The organism is Flavobacterium omnivorum, assembly GCF_900099915.1.
Classification (GTDB): domain Bacteria; phylum Bacteroidota; class Bacteroidia; order Flavobacteriales; family Flavobacteriaceae; genus Flavobacterium; species Flavobacterium omnivorum.
On record NZ_FNDB01000004.1, the window covers coordinates 352,538 to 369,317 of the forward strand.

16 protein-coding genes are annotated in these 16,780 nt (G+C 33.2%); 11 read left to right on the forward strand and 5 right to left on the reverse strand.

Annotation, left to right across the window (positions count from 1 at the left end):
• The 3 genes from BLS90_RS06805 to BLS90_RS06815 all read right to left on the reverse strand — a co-directional run bounded on the left by BLS90_RS06805 (position 1) and on the right by BLS90_RS06815 (position 4,397).
• Complete coding sequence (locus BLS90_RS06805; protein ID WP_091256741.1) at positions 1-2,586, reverse strand: phosphoenolpyruvate carboxylase; 2,586 nt, start codon at positions 2,584-2,586, stop codon at positions 1-3.
• 100 nt (positions 2,587-2,686) lie between these two features.
• Positions 2,687-3,166 (reverse strand): Lrp/AsnC family transcriptional regulator, encoded by a 480-nt coding sequence (locus tag BLS90_RS06810; protein ID WP_066082003.1) that lies wholly within the window; start codon positions 3,164-3,166, stop codon positions 2,687-2,689.
• A gap of 76 nt (positions 3,167-3,242) precedes the next feature.
• On the reverse strand, positions 3,243-4,397 hold the full coding sequence (locus tag BLS90_RS06815; RefSeq protein ID WP_091256743.1) for a M14 family metallopeptidase: 1,155 nt from the start codon (positions 4,395-4,397) through the stop codon (positions 3,243-3,245).
• A 311-nt stretch (positions 4,398-4,708) separates the two neighbouring features.
• Here BLS90_RS06815 and BLS90_RS06820 point away from each other — a divergent pair, with 311 nt between their 5' ends.
• Positions 4,709-5,185, forward strand: a complete 477-nt coding sequence (locus tag BLS90_RS06820; protein WP_091256745.1) for a helix-turn-helix transcriptional regulator — start codon at positions 4,709-4,711, stop codon at positions 5,183-5,185.
• Positions 5,186-5,545: 360 nt separating this feature from the next.
• Here the strand turns inward: BLS90_RS06820 and BLS90_RS06825 are convergent, their stop codons facing one another.
• Positions 5,546-6,097, reverse strand: a complete 552-nt coding sequence (locus BLS90_RS06825) for a 1-acyl-sn-glycerol-3-phosphate acyltransferase (protein ID WP_091256747.1) — start codon at positions 6,095-6,097, stop codon at positions 5,546-5,548.
• A 61-nt stretch (positions 6,098-6,158) separates the two neighbouring features.
• On the opposite strand from BLS90_RS06825, the gene BLS90_RS06830 reads away from it, so the two are divergent.
• Together BLS90_RS06830 and BLS90_RS06835 are read left to right on the forward strand one after the other, a co-directional pair.
• Positions 6,159-6,827: a spermidine synthase gene (locus tag BLS90_RS06830; RefSeq protein WP_091256749.1), complete on the forward strand. Its 669-nt coding sequence runs from the start codon at positions 6,159-6,161 to the stop codon at positions 6,825-6,827.
• An 89-nt stretch (positions 6,828-6,916) separates the two neighbouring features.
• A complete protein-coding gene (locus BLS90_RS06835; RefSeq protein WP_091256752.1) occupies positions 6,917-7,627 on the forward strand; it encodes a potassium channel family protein in 711 nt (236 codons plus the stop codon).
• A 1-nt stretch (position 7,628) separates the two neighbouring features.
• On the opposite strand, the gene kdsB is transcribed toward BLS90_RS06835, so the two are convergent.
• Entirely contained in the window at positions 7,629-8,354 is a 726-nt protein-coding gene (kdsB, locus tag BLS90_RS06840) for a 3-deoxy-manno-octulosonate cytidylyltransferase (RefSeq protein ID WP_091256754.1), read from the reverse strand.
• Positions 8,355-9,200: 846 nt separating this feature from the next.
• Here kdsB and BLS90_RS06845 point away from each other — a divergent pair.
• From BLS90_RS06845 to BLS90_RS17340, 8 genes are all read left to right on the forward strand, one after another.
• Complete coding sequence (locus BLS90_RS06845; protein WP_091256756.1) at positions 9,201-10,088, forward strand: AraC family transcriptional regulator; 888 nt, start codon at positions 9,201-9,203, stop codon at positions 10,086-10,088.
• A gap of 278 nt (positions 10,089-10,366) precedes the next feature.
• Positions 10,367-10,933, forward strand: coding sequence for a 6-phospho-3-hexuloisomerase (hxlB, locus tag BLS90_RS06850; protein ID WP_091256759.1), 567 nt, complete (start codon positions 10,367-10,369; stop codon positions 10,931-10,933).
• Between the two features lie 42 nt (positions 10,934-10,975).
• The gene (hxlA, locus tag BLS90_RS06855) at positions 10,976-11,617 is read left to right on the forward strand and encodes a 3-hexulose-6-phosphate synthase (protein ID WP_091256762.1); all 642 of its coding nucleotides are present in this window, start codon (positions 10,976-10,978) and stop codon (positions 11,615-11,617) included.
• 77 nt (positions 11,618-11,694) lie between these two features.
• Positions 11,695-13,101 (forward strand): NADP-dependent phosphogluconate dehydrogenase, encoded by a 1,407-nt coding sequence (gene gndA, locus BLS90_RS06860; protein ID WP_091256765.1) that lies wholly within the window; start codon positions 11,695-11,697, stop codon positions 13,099-13,101.
• Positions 13,102-13,118: 17 nt separating this feature from the next.
• On the forward strand, positions 13,119-14,729 hold the full coding sequence (gene zwf, locus BLS90_RS06865; RefSeq protein WP_091256767.1) for a glucose-6-phosphate dehydrogenase: 1,611 nt from the start codon (positions 13,119-13,121) through the stop codon (positions 14,727-14,729).
• On the forward strand, positions 14,713-15,435 hold the full coding sequence (pgl, locus tag BLS90_RS06870; RefSeq protein WP_091256770.1) for a 6-phosphogluconolactonase: 723 nt from the start codon (positions 14,713-14,715) through the stop codon (positions 15,433-15,435). The genes zwf and pgl overlap by 17 nt, the downstream gene beginning before the upstream one ends.
• Positions 15,436-16,137: 702 nt before the next feature.
• Complete coding sequence (locus BLS90_RS06875) at positions 16,138-16,497, forward strand: response regulator (protein ID WP_139171393.1); 360 nt, start codon at positions 16,138-16,140, stop codon at positions 16,495-16,497.
• Between the two features lie 117 nt (positions 16,498-16,614).
• Positions 16,615-16,780, forward strand: a 166-nt coding sequence (locus tag BLS90_RS17340) for a helix-turn-helix domain-containing protein (protein WP_139171394.1), incomplete at its 3' end; no start/stop codon positions are given.

Consider the following 16,780-nt stretch of genomic DNA (forward strand, 5'->3'; position numbering starts at 1 on the left):
TTAAGCTGAATTTCTACTAGCATTTGTGTTTCCAAAAAGAGAACGAGTCACTATTTTTTCATACACTTTTATAAGGGATTCATCAGGTGTATTTTCCTTATTCAACTCGTTAATTCTCAATAAAGCATATTGTTGTATTGTTAACAATGGCAGCACAATACGTTCTCTTATTTGTATAGATGCTTTACCATCTGGATAATTTTCCATAAGCTCTTTATGACCTGCTATTTTTAAAAGCAATCGTTTTGTTTCTAAAAATTCATCATAAATAATTTGCCAAAAATCTCCAAACTGCGGATCTTTTTTCATGTAAGCGGTTAAAGGAAAAAATGATTTAGCCAATGACATCATACTATTTTCCAACAAGGTTTTAAAGAACAAAGAATGATCATATAAATCTTGGACTTTATCCCATTGGTTCGTATCCTCAAAATATTTTAAAGCGGTACCGACCCCAAAAAAACCAGGAACATTTTGCTTTAGCTGACTCCAAGAACCCACAAACGGAATGGCTCTTAAATCAGCAAAATCTAAATGTTCTGATTTACTCCTTTTCGATGGCCGACTTCCAATGTTCGTTTTGGCATAGTACTTTAGCGTACTCATTTGTTCCAAATAAGGAATGAATTTGGGATGATTCTTAAAACTTAAATATTTTTCATATCCTAAACCTGCCAATTGATCTAATATACTTTTTTCCTCTAAAGTCAATTCATTATCGCCTTTACCAAAAACTTGATTGGTCACACCAGCACTCAGTAAATTTTCCAAGTTATACCTGCAAGAATCTAATGTACCAAAATTAGAACTAATAGTCTGCCCCTGCACTGTAACCTGAATTTCATTATTCTCAATCTTTGGTCCTAAAGAAGCATAAAACTTATGTGTTTTTCCACCCCCACGAGCTGGCGGACCACCACGACCATCAAAGAAAATAACCTTAATGCCATATTTCCTTGATATTTCTGTAAGTTCTACTTTGGCTTTGTAAATACTCCAGTTTGCCATAAGGTAGCCTCCGTCCTTTGTACCATCAGAAAAACCAAGCATGATGGTTTGCTTATTATTTCTATTAATTAAATGTTTTGCATAAGCCGGATTGGTATATAATTTTTCCATAATGGCATGCGCATTTTGCAAATCATCTACCGATTCAAAAAGAGGTATAATATCAACTGTAGGATCCTCCCAATTACTTAAACGAAATAAAGCAAAGGTTTCCATTACGTTAAGCGCACTTTCATTATTACTAATTATATAGCGATTAGCACCAAATTCTCCGTTATTTTGTTGTATTGTTTTGATAGCTTGAACGGATTCAATTGTCAAGCGTGTCAATTCATTTTCAAAAACAGCAGGATCAAGAGTACCACTTGTATTTGACAAGACTTTAAATTTTTCTTCTTCAGTTAATTCAAAATAATTTTTCGGAAAAACAGATTCATCGGTTTTTAAATAATACGCGACGATGTCATGAAACACGGAATCATGTATTTTACTGTTTTGACGAATATCTAAAGAAGCAAAATGAAATCCAAATAAATTAACTTTTATCAAAAGCGCATCTAATTCGTCCAAATATAAGGATTGATGTTGATCAATAATGATCTGTTTTATTTTGTTCAATTGTGATTTAAATTCATCTAAAGTGATAAAAATTTCCCCCTTTGAATAAAAAACAGATCTATAAAGTTTTTGTTCAAGCTGATTAACTAAAGTATCTACACCTGAGAAAGTTAATTTTCTTTTTAATCCTCTCATTTCAATATAATAACATTTCAAAATGGAAGTTCGCAAGCGTTCGGCTACATTTAAAGTAATCTCCGTTGTTACAAATGGATTCCCATCACGGTCTCCGCCAGGCCAAAACCCAAGCTTAATTAAAGGATTTTTTATGGAGTTACCATCAAAAATATTTTTTTGAAGATAATGAACCATTTCTCCGGAAGTTTCATAGAATACGTTTTCAAGATACCAAATCAAGCTGACTGCTTCATCAAAAGGATTCGGTTTTTCATTTTTAATGAAAGGAGTTTTACCTAATTGCGCTAGCAATTGCTTGATATCTAATAAATTATTCTTGCGGATTGCCTCTGTCAAATCATTGATAATCCCAAGAACTGCTCCAGGATAAAACTGTGTAGGATGAGCCGTTAAAACCGTTCTCACATTGAAATCTTCTAAGAAATCAATTAATTCCTCTTGTTTATTTTTTGCGTCAGACTTCTCTTTTATATCTCGGAGAGATCCTCTTCCTTCCATATTATTAACAATCGGAAAAGCAGCATCTTCAATAGCATCAAATAATACGATTTGGCGCTCAATATACTGAATAAAGCGAAACATGATGTCAATTTTATCAGCCTCTGAGGCATCATGTAAATAACGTTGAGCAAAAAAATCAACTATTTCCTTTGGTGTTTCTTGTTTTTTGAAGCCTGTATCGCAAATATCTGTAAATAAGGGAAGTAAAGCTCCTGTATTATCTATAGAGTGAAAAGGCAGCGTAATAAAAACACTATTGTAAATATTATATTTCGATAGAACGTCTTGATTGAAACGCTCGATTTTAGGTAGTGTGTACATAGTTATTCGGTTGTAGTTGGTTTAGTTAATTCATTTGTCATAAAAAAACCCCAAGAATTAACTTGAGGTTATATTTATTATATAGCACATTCAAGACTAATTACATATTTTTGAAAATAGTATGCATCAAGCGCTTCTTGTCATTAATACTTTCTTCTAGAGATATCATAGTTTCAGTTCTATACACACCATCTATATCATCTATCATAAAGATAACATCCTTTGCATGCTTCGTATCTTTAGCTCTAATTTTACAGAAGATATTGAATTTCCCTGTAGTAACAGAGGCTACTGTCACGTACGGAATTTCATTAATTCTCTCCAAAACGAATTTTGTTTGAGAAGTATTGTTTAGAAAAACACCTACATACGCGATAAATGAATATCCCAATTTATCGTAATCAAGCACTAATGAAGATCCCATTATAATACCTGCATCCTCCATTTTCTTAACTCTAACATGCACCGTACCTGCCGAAATTAATAATTTTTTTGCAATATCCGTAAATGGAACTCTTGTATTGTCTATCAACATATCTAAAATCTGGTGATCTACTTCATCTAAACGAAATTTACTCATAACTCTTTAATTAATATTATTAATTGCTTTAACAAAGTATAAAAATATACATAAAAACAATAAAAAGACGAAAATATTATATTTTTATCATTCCGTTAACAACTTTTATGTTATTATCTAAATAAAAATCAGCTTTTTGGTTTAATTTAGGAATTGAATCAAAATCATCTTTATAAAGTGCTCCTTTAGCATCGTATTCAAAATGACCAAAATAATTTTCTAAATCGCCTATCTGAACAACGTAGGCATTAAAACAAATTTGATTTTCAATTAACTCTTCTTTATATTGTCCTGCAAAATTGGTGATTATTTCGATACCATCATAATTTATTTTGATGTTTTTATACATAAAATCATAAAAAACGACTTTATTTTGAGGAATATTCAAATATTTGTTAATTCCGTTGCTAACTATAACGTTTTCGCTCAGTGCAGTAAAACTTAGAATCAATGCCATAAAAACGTATTTTCGAGTTATCTCTCTTTGATAGTCATTTTGAAAATGCCCTGCTTCAAACAAAACCGTGGGTACTCCTAAATATTGAAAAGTATCCCCAATACAATTGATATTAAACGAATCATCAAAACGACCAATTTGATTGGGTAAATACTGCTGAAGCTCTTCATTAATACTCGCAATCAAATTAATAGCCTTTAATCGAGATTCGTTCACTTCTCTTTCTTTATTGTAAGAAGGTGCCAAAAAGGACAATGTAGCCGGCTTGCCCGTATCGCTTGCGCCAAAAATAGTACGCTGATCATGAAGATTAAAGCAATAATCCGGTTTAAAAGATTCAAAAACATCTCTTAAAATCTTACTTTCTGGTTGCGTAAGTGCTTGCGAATCGCGATTTAAATCCACTTTATTGGCATTTTCTCTCGTATATAATGTTGCGCCATCAGGATTTAACATTGGAATACTGCAGAAAGTAAATGTATTCAGTAATTTTTGCGCCAATTCAGAGCCACTCTGCAATACATTTAGAAAGTCAAAAAACGCTTTTGTAGTTGTACTTTCATTCCCATGCATTTGCGACCAAAGAAAAATCCTAGTTTTACCTTCACCTATTTCAAACGAATAAATTGATTTTCCAAGAACTGATTTCCCAATTATTTGAAGTTGATTATTGGTGTTTAATTTTTGCAATAACGGTTCAATAGAATCTAAAGTAATGTAACGACCGCGAATGGTTTCTTCTTTATATTGACTGAATAATTGTTCTAAATCCATGATGTTTTATTTGATTTACAAAAGTAAACATCTTTATATTTACATTTGTAAACTATTTTAATTTGATTTATTTCATTGATGTAAACACTTATTTGAAGCAAACTACGTAGGCTTGCATTCCTTTAAATGACAAATGTTATTGATTTACTTATTGTTATTTAAATATTTATTTATTAGTGGTTTATGTATACTTACATTTAATAAAACTTTAATAAAAAGTATCGATAATAAGTGATTTACAGTTGTAATTTAGGTATTTCACTTGATTTTAATTACATTTGTAAATAGTAGTTTTTTAATACTAATTTACAATGGTAAACATAGAGGATTTTATAAAAAGATTAGAAATTATACTGGATTATTACAGCTTGAATGCTTCTTCTTTTGCAGATAAAATTGGTGTACAGCGCTCCAGTTTGTCCCACCTGCTATCAGGAAGAAACAAACCCAGCTTGGATTTTATTCTTAAAATATTAGTCGTGTTTCCTGATGTTGATTTGTATTGGATTTTGAATGGAAAAGGAACCTTTCCCAAAAATTCAGAGCAGTTTGATAAAAAGGAAAATACGATTGAGCCAATGATAAAATCTAATGCTCAAATTCCTCCTGCAACGGATACAACTCCAGCGAATTTATTTTCGGAAATAAACATCTCAGATCCGAAGCCATCCTTAGAAACAAAAAAAATAGAAAATCCAAACGGCAATAAAGAGCCTGATTCTAGTGCAATTGATAAAATCGTGATTTTTTATAAAAATGGAACCTTCAAAAGTTACGTTCCCGAGTAGACTAATTCCATATGCTATTTCTATTTTCGTAGAACAATATAATGGAGATTCTCAGACCTATGCTGCTATTGAGAGGGAATCTTAGTCAGTGCTTTACCGATCCGATAATAGTAGAATAAGGTTATGGGAGAGACTTCCTTTTGGTCAAACTATTGAATAGTGGTCTATTCTATGAAAACATTTCAAATTATGTAGCGGTTCTGCTCATCATGAATTCAGTTCCGCAAGTACTCTATATAAATATATCCACGAGGTTACGAATTTAAATTTTTTAGTGGTCTGTTGCAAATCAGTGTTTTTGAAATTGGTAAAAATTCTTTTAACTGGTTTTGACTTTAAACAATTTATTTTGAATTGTATTTATACTGAATAGCCCTTTTGAGGATTTTTACCTTGAACTCCTATGAAATGCTTTTTTAAAATGGCCATATCATTTTCAATTGCACCTGACGGCGACAAAGGATTCCCTAAATTAACTTCTTTTTTTCCAAAATCGAAAGTTACTGGAACAATGGGCACATTTGCTTTCAAAGCAATGTAATAAAATCCAGTTTTTAGTTCGGTTACTTTTTGACGTGTTCCCTCTGGAGCAACTGCTAGTCTAAAGATTTCTTTTCGTTGAAAAATAGCTGCAATGGAATCGACTTTATTCAACCCTCCAGAGCGATCTAAAGGTTCTCCTCCCATATATCTAAAATAAAATCCAAATGGGAAACTAAATAATTCCTTTTTACCAACCCAATTCATTTCTAATCCGGTAATTCCTCTGGTGAAAATGCCCAAATAAAAATCATGTGAACTAGTGTGAGGCATTACCATCATAACACATTTTTTTATATCTGCATTAATGCTACCCACTATTTTCCAACCCATGAGTCTGAAAAATATCCATTTGTATAATTGTTTCTTCATTCTTTTCTATTTAGCGTAAATTAAATAATTTAAATCTTATTTTTGAGTCAAACAGCTTACAATGATAAAAAAAATATTCAGTTATCTTATTCCAATAAAAATTTATGAGACAAAATCGGTATTGAGTAAATCTATTGAAGTCACTTGGGCTAATGGCGAATTAGTTTTAGATTCACAAAACGCTAATTATTCTTATGGCAGCTTGCAACGCATTTTGAGATTAGGATTAAAAAATATTGGATATAAAAAAATACTTGATATGAATCATATCCTTGTTTTGGGAGTTGCTGGAGGAAGTGTTATAAAAACATTGGTGGAGGAAATTAAATTTAAAGGGAAAATTACCGGAGTTGAAATTGATGCCGAGATTATAAAAATAGCCAATGCCTATTTTAAACTTGACCAAATAAAAAACCTTGAAATTGTGATTGATGATGCTTTCGAATTTGTTTTAAAAACTAAAGCCAAATACGATTTAATTATTATTGATATTTTTCTAGATACGACAATGCCAAATTTTTTATTTGAAACTTTTTTCATCAACAGGGTTTGCTCTCTTTTAAAAAGTCGCGGTGTTATTCTTTTCAATACGATGATTTTGAATGAAACGCAAAATATAAGAAACAAAAAATATATCGCTGAATTTTACAACAAGCAATTTAAAATTAAAACAATTCCGCGAATTGAAATTCACAACGAGTTAATTTTAATCGAAAAATTGGAACGCTAAAAAACTAGAAATTAATTATAATCCAATCTAGTAACATTGCAGCACAATTATTTTGTACTCTTACATCGCCTATTTTAAACGCGTATTGAATGAAAAAAATTATAAAAAAATTGCTTTTAGGGAAACCATCTCAAGGTGCTCAGCCCCAATTCAATCCCATTCAAAAACGGATTCAAAACATACAATCCATTTGGAACAACGACCATCAAGAAGACAATGGAATTGAAAAAATAGTCCGATTATTACTGGCTTCTTCGCAATTGCTTTTCCCTGGAATTTACATTAAATATTGGGCCACCAAGAAAGGAGTTGAATATCAAGATCTAGCTTTAGACTTTTATGTTTTATTAAAAGTGATTTTTCCAATAGTGATATTAGTAAATCATTGGCAAAGCGAAGAATGGCTTATTTGGATTCTTGTTTATGTGTTTTTGGAAACGGTCTTTTATATTCCAACTCTGATTTTTGCATCTGATTTATTTTCAAAACCACGATCCTACAAGAGATCCATGTTGTTGCTTTTCTTTAATTATTTAGAGATTGCATTTGCGTATGCTGTCTTTTATTCCGTTGGCAGTTACCTAAACAGACCTTTTTATCACTGGTTTGACGCAGTTTATTTTAGTATTGTAACTTCCTCTTCTATTGGTTATGGCGATTATCATCCAATAACTACCATTGGAAAATTTCTAGTAACTACACAAGCCTTATTATTTCTGTTTTTCATTGTGCTTTTCTTGAATTTCTTTTCCACCAAAGTAAAAACGAAAGGCTATTTTGATCATGAAAACCAGAACTAAACTATACCATTTTTCTGGCTCTTTCTAGGTCTTCTGGTGTGTCAATTCCAATTCCAACATGTGTAGTTTCCACCATTTTGATACGTTTTCCAAATTCAAGATAGCGCAACTGCTCTAGTTTTTCGGATGCTTCCAAAGATTGCATCGGTAAACTGTAAAAATCCAGTAACGCTTGTTTTCTAAACGCATAAATTCCAATGTGTTGCATATAGCGAACGCCTACATTTTTCTCCCTTGGATACGGAATCACGGAGCGTGAAAAGTACAGTGCAAATCTATTTTGATCCACGACCACTTTTACATTGTTCGGATTATTGATGTCATCTTCATTTGTAATTTCGCGCATCAATGAAGCCAAATCCACTTTTTGATCCAAATCATTTCTAAAAACTTCAATGACTTTTGCCAAAGGTTCTACATCGATAAATGGTTCGTCTCCTTGTACATTAATAACAATATCAACGTCCAGATTTTCTACTGCTTCCGCAATTCGATCACTTCCTGATTCATGTTCCTTGATACTCTTGATGGCTTTTCCACCATGAGAAATGATCTCGTCATAAATTAAATCCGAATCTGTCACTACAAAAACATCATCAAATAAATTGGTATTTATGGCCGCTTCATAGGTTCTTAAAATGACCGTTTTTCCTCCCAAATCCTGCATTAGTTTTGCGGGAAATCGTGTTGAAGCGTAACGTGCGGGAATGACTGCTATTATTTTCATTGTAAAAAATTGATAAGAAGTTAAGTTAATGTGTGCGTTTTTAATTTACTCATAATTAAATTTGGTGATTGCTTAAAGGTGCTGTAACGAATCCTTCATTTTTTTACAAAAAAAATACAGTTAAAAAAACAAGTGATAATTCAAAAATTCTAATAGTTTGAATGGTTTAAAAATGGCAAAATAAATAGAGTAATTATTACCAAAAATAGTTTTTTTATTGCAAATCGGTACTACCTTGCCTAAAAACTAAGAGATTTGATGAATTCAAAAATCACCTTTTAATCTATAAAAAGTGCTACTAATTGATTATCCAATTCTTAACGTTGTTTCTTAACCTATAATGGAAATTAAAGAGCTGGAAATTGCACCGTTTTAATGGACGTAGCCAGAACTAATTAAAAATTGATAAACAATATGTTATTAGTGAAAAAAAAATTAAATAACCGTCCGAGAAAAAGATTTAATTTTGAAACACCAAATTATATGTTTAACCAAAAAGTTGCATTAGTAACTTGAATCCAGCAAATATAAACTACTTGGTACTAATCTTAGATCAGTACTGACTTTAGTTATAGCCTAATTTTAAGTTAAATCATTCTATTAAAATTAAGAAAGTGTATATTTGTCAATTATTTTTTTATAATTTATTTCTACTTCGTTTAACATCATAATATACTTATTGTCAATGCCTAAATTAAGATATAGTAGAAAAATAATTCGACTAAATAAGCGTATTAAATTTAATTAATTATCGTTTGAAGTAACATTGGAAGTTGTGCTCCAAGGAATTTCCTGCATTTGAGTTGCTAATTAGAGCGTTCACATCACTTATTTATAAAATACCCTATGTACTTAAAGAGGTTTGAGATTAAAAAAAATATTCAAAAAACGGAGGATAAAAATTTGTCCTTCCGAGTTTTTGACCTTGGGACAACAAGTGCTCAAGATTATTTCGAACCACATAAAAAAGATCATTTTTGTATTATCTTAGTGGAATCTGGAAATATTAAAGTACATATCGAAGATAAAATTCATTTATTAAATTCAGGAAAAATTTCCATTATATTTCCGGAACAAATCTCCTTCGTGTCAAATCTGTCCACTGATTTGTCTGGTAAAATTATATTATTTGAAGAAGTATTGTTTTGTTCTGATATATTAAAAAATGAGCTTAGTGCCTATAATGTTAATTTATCGGCTCACCTGAATTGCACTGCACTTTCTATCCTTGAATTTGAACAGGTACTTCCAATTATAAAGAACATACAGGATATTTACAATACCCCGAGCCTTGTTAAAAAGGAGCAGGCCCGTTTTTATATCAAAATTTTCCTTTTGGGACTCATTGAATCGATACATGGCCAACATCCTGTTTTACATCAGGACACTCAAGGTCCAGACCAGAATACCTATATAGCCTTTAAAAAACTTTTAAATCATCAATACAAAAGCGAGCGCACTGTACAATACTATGCTTTAAAACTAGCTATAAGTACTAAAAAGTTAAATGCACTAAATAAAAAATATTCTGGCGAAACCGCAATAAATGCAATCCACAACCGGATCCTAACCGAAATTAAACGACAATTACTATTTACGGATCGCTCGCATAAGGAAATCGCATTTGACCTTGGGTTCAGCTCCCCTTCAGCACTTAATAAATTTGTAAAAGCTAAACTAAAGGAAACGCCAACAGACCTTCAAAACGAACTGGCGCAAATTTATACCGCATAGTCCTGTTTATATAACATCCTTCCTTCCCTACTGATCTATCTTTGCCTCAGTAATTAGTACTATTCAAATAGATACAAATTACCGTTGCAAAATTGATCACAACCTTATTATTGATATTAACTCTATTGGAGGAATTACAATCTAAAAGGCTTTCTGTAAATTCAATCAATTAAAACACAAAGACAATCGAAAAAATATCGATCAGAATTATTCCATTCTATTGGTGTAAAAAACTGACCCATAAAATAGTGATGAGTCTTATTAAAAAATAAAACAATATGAGTATAAATACTTTGACAAACAAAAACCTGCATGTTATTTTAGAGGAAAACCTAAAATTAGCAAATGAGATTAATCCTCAAGAGATAAAGGTTTTGGTTAACGAAATTAAAGCAGCCAAACGAATTTTTGTGATGGCGGCTGGAAGAAGTGGGCTTGCATTAAAAATGGCAGCCATGAGATTTATGCATTTAGGCTTTACGGTATTCATAGTAGGAGAAACAAATACACCCGCCATTCTTGAAGGAGATTTATTATTGCTGGCATCAGGATCCGGCACAACATCCTCAGTAGTATCATCGGCGCTGAAAGCAAAGAAACAAAAAGCCACAGTTATTGCGCTGACTGCAGATGCAGAAAGCAAATTAGCAGAAGTGGCAGACCATATTATATTCATAAAAGCGGCAACAAAAACTGACTTTGGAGTTTCAGTCTCTGAGCAGTATGCTGGCAGCCTTTTTGAACAGTTTACATTATTTATCCTAGAAGGCGTTTTTATGTCGCTTTGGCAAGAATCAGAATTGACCAAAGAAGATTTATGGCCGAAACACGCCAACCTGGAATAACGATTTTTTTTATATTATTAATTTTTTTTAAACATTTTAGACATGACAAAATTACAAGTCGCAATTGATTTACTTACTACAGAAGCAGCATTAGAACTAGCACATAAAGTAGCACCTTACGTAGATATTATAGAATTAGGTACTCCTCTTATTAAATCGGAAGGACTTAGTGTGGTAACAGCAATGAAAACAGCTTTCCCTGACAAATTAATTTTTGCAGACATGAAAATTGCAGATACCGGTTTCCTAGAAGCTGAGATCGCATTTAAAGCTGGAGCAGATCTAGTAACCGTTATGGGTGCTGTAGATGATGCAACTGTAAAAGGCGCGGTAGAAGCTGCAGCAAAATACGGTAAAAAGGTAGTAGTTGATACTATTGGAGTTAAAGATAGAGTACAAAGAGCAAAAGAAGTAACTGCTTTTGGAGTTGCTTTTGTTGAACTACACGCTGGTCTTGACGAACAAACATTAGCAGGTTATTCTGTACAAACACTTATCAGTGAGGGTAAATTAGCAAAAGTTCCTTTCTCTGTAGCAGGTGGTGTAAACCTTAGTACAATTAAGGATGTTGTAGCTGCTGGTGCAGACGTAGCTGTTGCAGGTGGTGCCATTTATGGTGCTGAAGATCCAGCTGCTGCTGCAAAAGCATTAAAAGAAGCTATAAATAGTGTTACTGTAGCCTAATAATTGACTAATTTTGGCTGGACTTTATAAATAAAGTCCAGCCTTTTTTTTTCTAATAATAAATTTACATACTATTTATGAATACATTCGATTTTGGGATAGTGGGCCTAGGAGTAATGGGACGTAATCTACTCTTAAATATGGCAGACCAAAAATATGCTGTAGCTGGATTAGATTTAGATGCGGATAAAGTTCTTTCTCTTACAGAGGAAGCGCATTCTCAACACCGAATTAAAGCCACAACAGCCGTAAAAGAATTTGTTGAACTTATTAAGCAGCCCAGGGCTATTATGATACTTGTACCTGCAGGAAAAGCGGTAGATGCTGTCATTCAAAACCTACTGCCCCACCTCGATAAAGGAGATATTCTTATCGACGGCGGAAATACTTATTTTACTGATACTGACCGTAGATATACAGAATTATCTGCCAAAGGGATCCACTTCTTTGGAATGGGAATCTCCGGAGGCGAAAAAGGAGCCCGTTTTGGTCCTAGCCTTATGCCCGGGGGCAATAAAGAAGCTTATGAAAGGCTACGTCCCATTTTTGAATCCATAGCAGCAAAAGTTAATGGAGAACCATGCGTAGAATATTTAGGCAACGGATCTGCAGGGAACTACGTAAAAATGGCTCATAACGGAATTGAATATGGTATTATGCAGCTTATTTCAGAGGCATATGATCTTATGAAACGCGGATACGAACTAGACGATACTACAATTCAAAAAGTATTTGAAGACTGGAATAACACTGAACTCGAATCCTACCTGATTGAAATAACAGGACACATCCTGAAGAAAAAAGATACCGACGGCCAGCTGTTAATAAATCTAATTTCTGACTGGGCGAAATCCAAAGGAACAGGAAAATGGACTTCTCAAAATGCCATGGATTTAGAAGTTCCCCTTTCAACAGTAGATGCTGCCGTTGCAATGCGGGAAATGTCTAAAAACAAACTGGAAAGAATTGAGGCTTCCTCAAAATTGATTTGGAATGCAGAACAAACGGATACAGAACTTCCTTTGGCCATTGAAACACTTAAAGGGGCTTTATATTTTTCTATATTAATTACCTATGCCCAAGGATTGGCTTTGCTAAGCAAAGCTTCGAAAGAGTACAACTATGAGCTTAACCTAGAGACAATAGCTAAGATTTGGCGCGGTGGATGTATTATTAGATCCACAGTTTTAGAAGATTTCCGTCAGGCTTATGCCAAAAACGGGGAACTTAAAAACATACTTCTCGATGACAGCATTGCAAAGACCTTAAATGAGAATCAATCCAATATTAGATCTACAGTTCAATTTGCAGTTCAAAAAGGAATACCTATAGCAGGTCTAATGAACTCCTTAGCCTATTTTGACGCATACCGCTCAGAAAAACTTCCGACTAACTTAATACAGGCATTGCGGGACTACTTCGGGGCTCATACCTATGAACGTACAGATACTAACGGTATATTCCACACGGAGTGGAATGACTAAATTTTAAATGGAACATAATGGATAATCTCGATACTATAAAGCCTACCATCATTCTTGTTTTTGGGGCTACAGGTGACTTAGCAAAAAGAAAGCTTTTCCCCGCTTTTTATAATCTTTATCTTGATGGTCGCATGCCAGAAAATTTTGAGATCATTGCGCTTGGAAGGAAAAAAAGCAGCGATGCGCTTTATCGAAGCCATGTAAGCGAGAACCTGACCGAGTTTTCCAGAAATAAAATAACCTCCAAAAAAGAATTTGAGCAATTTGCTTCTCATATTAGTTATTTGCAAAATGATATCGACAAAGAAGAATCATACTTGCTAATGAAACAAAAGTTGGACGCAATAGATTCGGCTTTTGGGGCACGTGCCAATCGACTTTTTTACCTCTCGATAGCACCCTCTTTTATTGAAACGATTTCTAATAATATTAAGAAATTAGACCTTGCAGCTAATCCGGACCAAGATCGAATTATTATTGAAAAACCTTTTGGTTACGATAAAAGTTCTGCCGAGCTCTTAAATAAGCTATTGGCAAGAACCTTCGAAGAGGAACAAATCTATCGCATAGACCACTATTTAGGGAAAGAAACAGTACAGAACATCCTAGCTTTCCGCTTTGGAAATTCTATGTTTGAGCCGCTATGGAATCGTAACTTCATCGACTCAGTTCAGATAACGGTTGCGGAAGAAGTTGGGGTCGAAGACCGCGGCGGATTTTATGAAGGTGCAGGAGCATTAAGGGATATGATTCAAAATCACCTAATGCAAATTTTGACTATGGTTGCCATGGAAGCACCCACATCATTACAAGCAGATGAGGTCAGAAACCGTAAAGCTGACGTTTTAAAAGCGATACGTCGTATAACACCAGAAGAAGTCAATCATTACACAGTAAGGGGTCAATACGATAAAGCGTCGGTAAATGGAAAAACGATACCCGGATATCTGCAAGAAAAGGGAGTTGATGCAAAATCAACAACAGAAACATTTGTGGCCATGAAGTTTTATCTTGATAATTGGCGTTGGCAAGGTGTTCCTTTTTACGTTCGAACAGGTAAAAGAATGAAGGAAAAACAATCCTCTATCGTTATACAATTCAAACCGGTACCTCATTCTACTTTTTCTTTTGGAAAAGAAGGAATGATGCCAAACCGATTGATTATAAACATTCAACCGGCAATGGATATTAGGTTGCAGTTTATGACCAAAAAACAGGGCTTGTCTCTTTCGTTAAAACCAGCTGAAATGGTTTTTGACTATTTCTCCTGCTCTACACAAGCAACCGAAGCTTATGAAACCCTTTTATTAGATGCTTTACAGGGAGACCCAACTTTATTCATGCGCTCCGATCAGGTCGAAGAAGCTTGGGATGTGGTAACATCCATTCAGGATGCTTGGGAAAACGATAAATTTTCAAGTTTACACAAATACGAAGCTGGCAGTTGGGGTCCTGAAGCGGCAAATGAATTATTGGCTCGTCAGGGGCATTCTTGGGCATCAAATACGCTAGATGCCGAAGAAGAAAAGCTACGAAAGAAAGCAGAGAAAGCGGACAAGGCAGAAAAAAATAAAAAAGCAGTACAAACAAAACAAGTAGAAGTAGCAGCTGATGGTAAGAATTTTTAATACTAAAGAAGAGATAACAATCCAAGCCGCAGATCTATTTGTAGCTGCTGCACAAAATGCAATACAGAAACGCGGTCGCTTTGTGGCTGCACTTACCGGAGGATCTTCGCCTGTAGCTCTTTACACCCTTTTAGCAACAGCTCCTTATAAGACCAAAATAGATTGGGAAAAGGTTTTTGTTTTTTGGGGTGACGAGCGCTGGGTTCCTCTTGATGATGCACTTAGCAACGCTAAAATGGCTAACGATACCCTGCTAAGTCATGTTAGTATACCAAAAAACAACATATTTCCTATGTATAAGGAAGGAGAATCTGCTGAGGCTTATGCTTTAGAATATGAAAAATCTATTAAAAATATAACTGGCGAGGGCGGACAGTTTGACCTTGTTTTATTAGGAATGGGTGACGATGGCCATACTGCTTCTCTTTTTCCAGGGCAAGTAGTATTACAAGAACGTGATAAATGGGTAGCAGCCTATTATCTTGAGTCGCAAAATATGTTTCGAATAACATTAACTGCACCGCTTATTAATAGAGCGAAGCAGATTGTAGTAGTGACTTTCGGAGAAAATAAAGCCCATGCCCTAAACGAGGTTCTGAATGGAGCTTATAATCCTGAAAAATATCCTACTCAATTAATTAAACCATTGGATGGCGAATTATTCTTCTTGACTGATAAGGCAGCTACGACAATAAAAACAATTTAGGTTTGTAAACTACAATAGTATTCTTTAGTGAAACCATTTATATACTTTATTTATTTTCGTCCGTAGTATTTTTAAGATTTAACTTGGTAAAACCATATTGTTTTCCCTAAATAATAGATTTATTTCACTAAACGTATAAAATCATCACCGAATTCATCCACCAATAATTTATCATTAAGAAAACTTAAATCTTCGAATTTTCCTTTTAGAAAAGTATAAATCAAAGGCAAATAATGTTCCGGACTAGGAATCGGTACGGAGTTTATGACTAATTGATACTGTTGTAAGGATTCAAAGGATAGTACAAACTTTCAAAAATAGTTCTTTTATGAAGAAATAATATTACCTTGCTTGAAAGGATTAAAAGGTATATATTCTAAAATTACCTTCAAACGGATCAAAACATTACTATTTGATTGTGAATACTTAATCCTTTTATGAGCATAAAAAAATAAAAAACATCAAAGTCCATTGTGTTATTGGAAATACCAAAATTTAATTTAAAAAGATGTTATCATTTTAGCAAAAAACAATTTTAAACAACACTTAATACAGAGAATATAACAATTATTACTTTTAATTTTTTAAAAAGAACTACTACACACTATTGCTATTTATTGTTTTATCTTCAAACATAAAAAAATATTTTATATTTCACCTATTACACTTAAAATAAACACTTTACATTTAAAACTAAAGATATTGCTTCATTTTAAGGATAAATTATCCCTTAAGTACACATCTATGACCCCTATTAATGCCGTAATTATTACAGAAGAAAAAGAGACTTTACAAATCATAAATAAATTTGAAAAGGAAAACTTCATGATTCTGAAAATAGTTTGCGAAACTAACTCCATAATTGAAGGAATAAATACGATACAATTAAAAAAACCGGATCTCGTCTTCTTAGATATTTCTTTTAAAGAAGATACCTTTTTTAATATGCTCGGAGAATTAGAATTTAGCATTCCTAAACTGGTATTCATTTCTGCAAATAAACAGGATGCCGTAATCGCATTTAAACAGAATGCCATTGATTTTATTACTAGATTCAATTAGTTAATGCAACTCTCAGGAAAAGGGATAGGATAATTTTTTCAAAAGAAAGGACATTAAAGTCCTCTCCTTCGAATGGAATAAATTGTCTTTATTTACTCCTGACCAAAGTTGTAAATAATGAGCCATTTAACCAGTGAACAAAGGTATACTATTAGTGTATTATTAGAGCAGAATTTCAGTAAAAGCGAAATAGCAATAGTTATTAAAAAAGATAAGTCAGTTTTAACACGAGAGCTAAAACGTAATTGTGATTTACGCAGTGGTAACTATGATTTTGATTTAG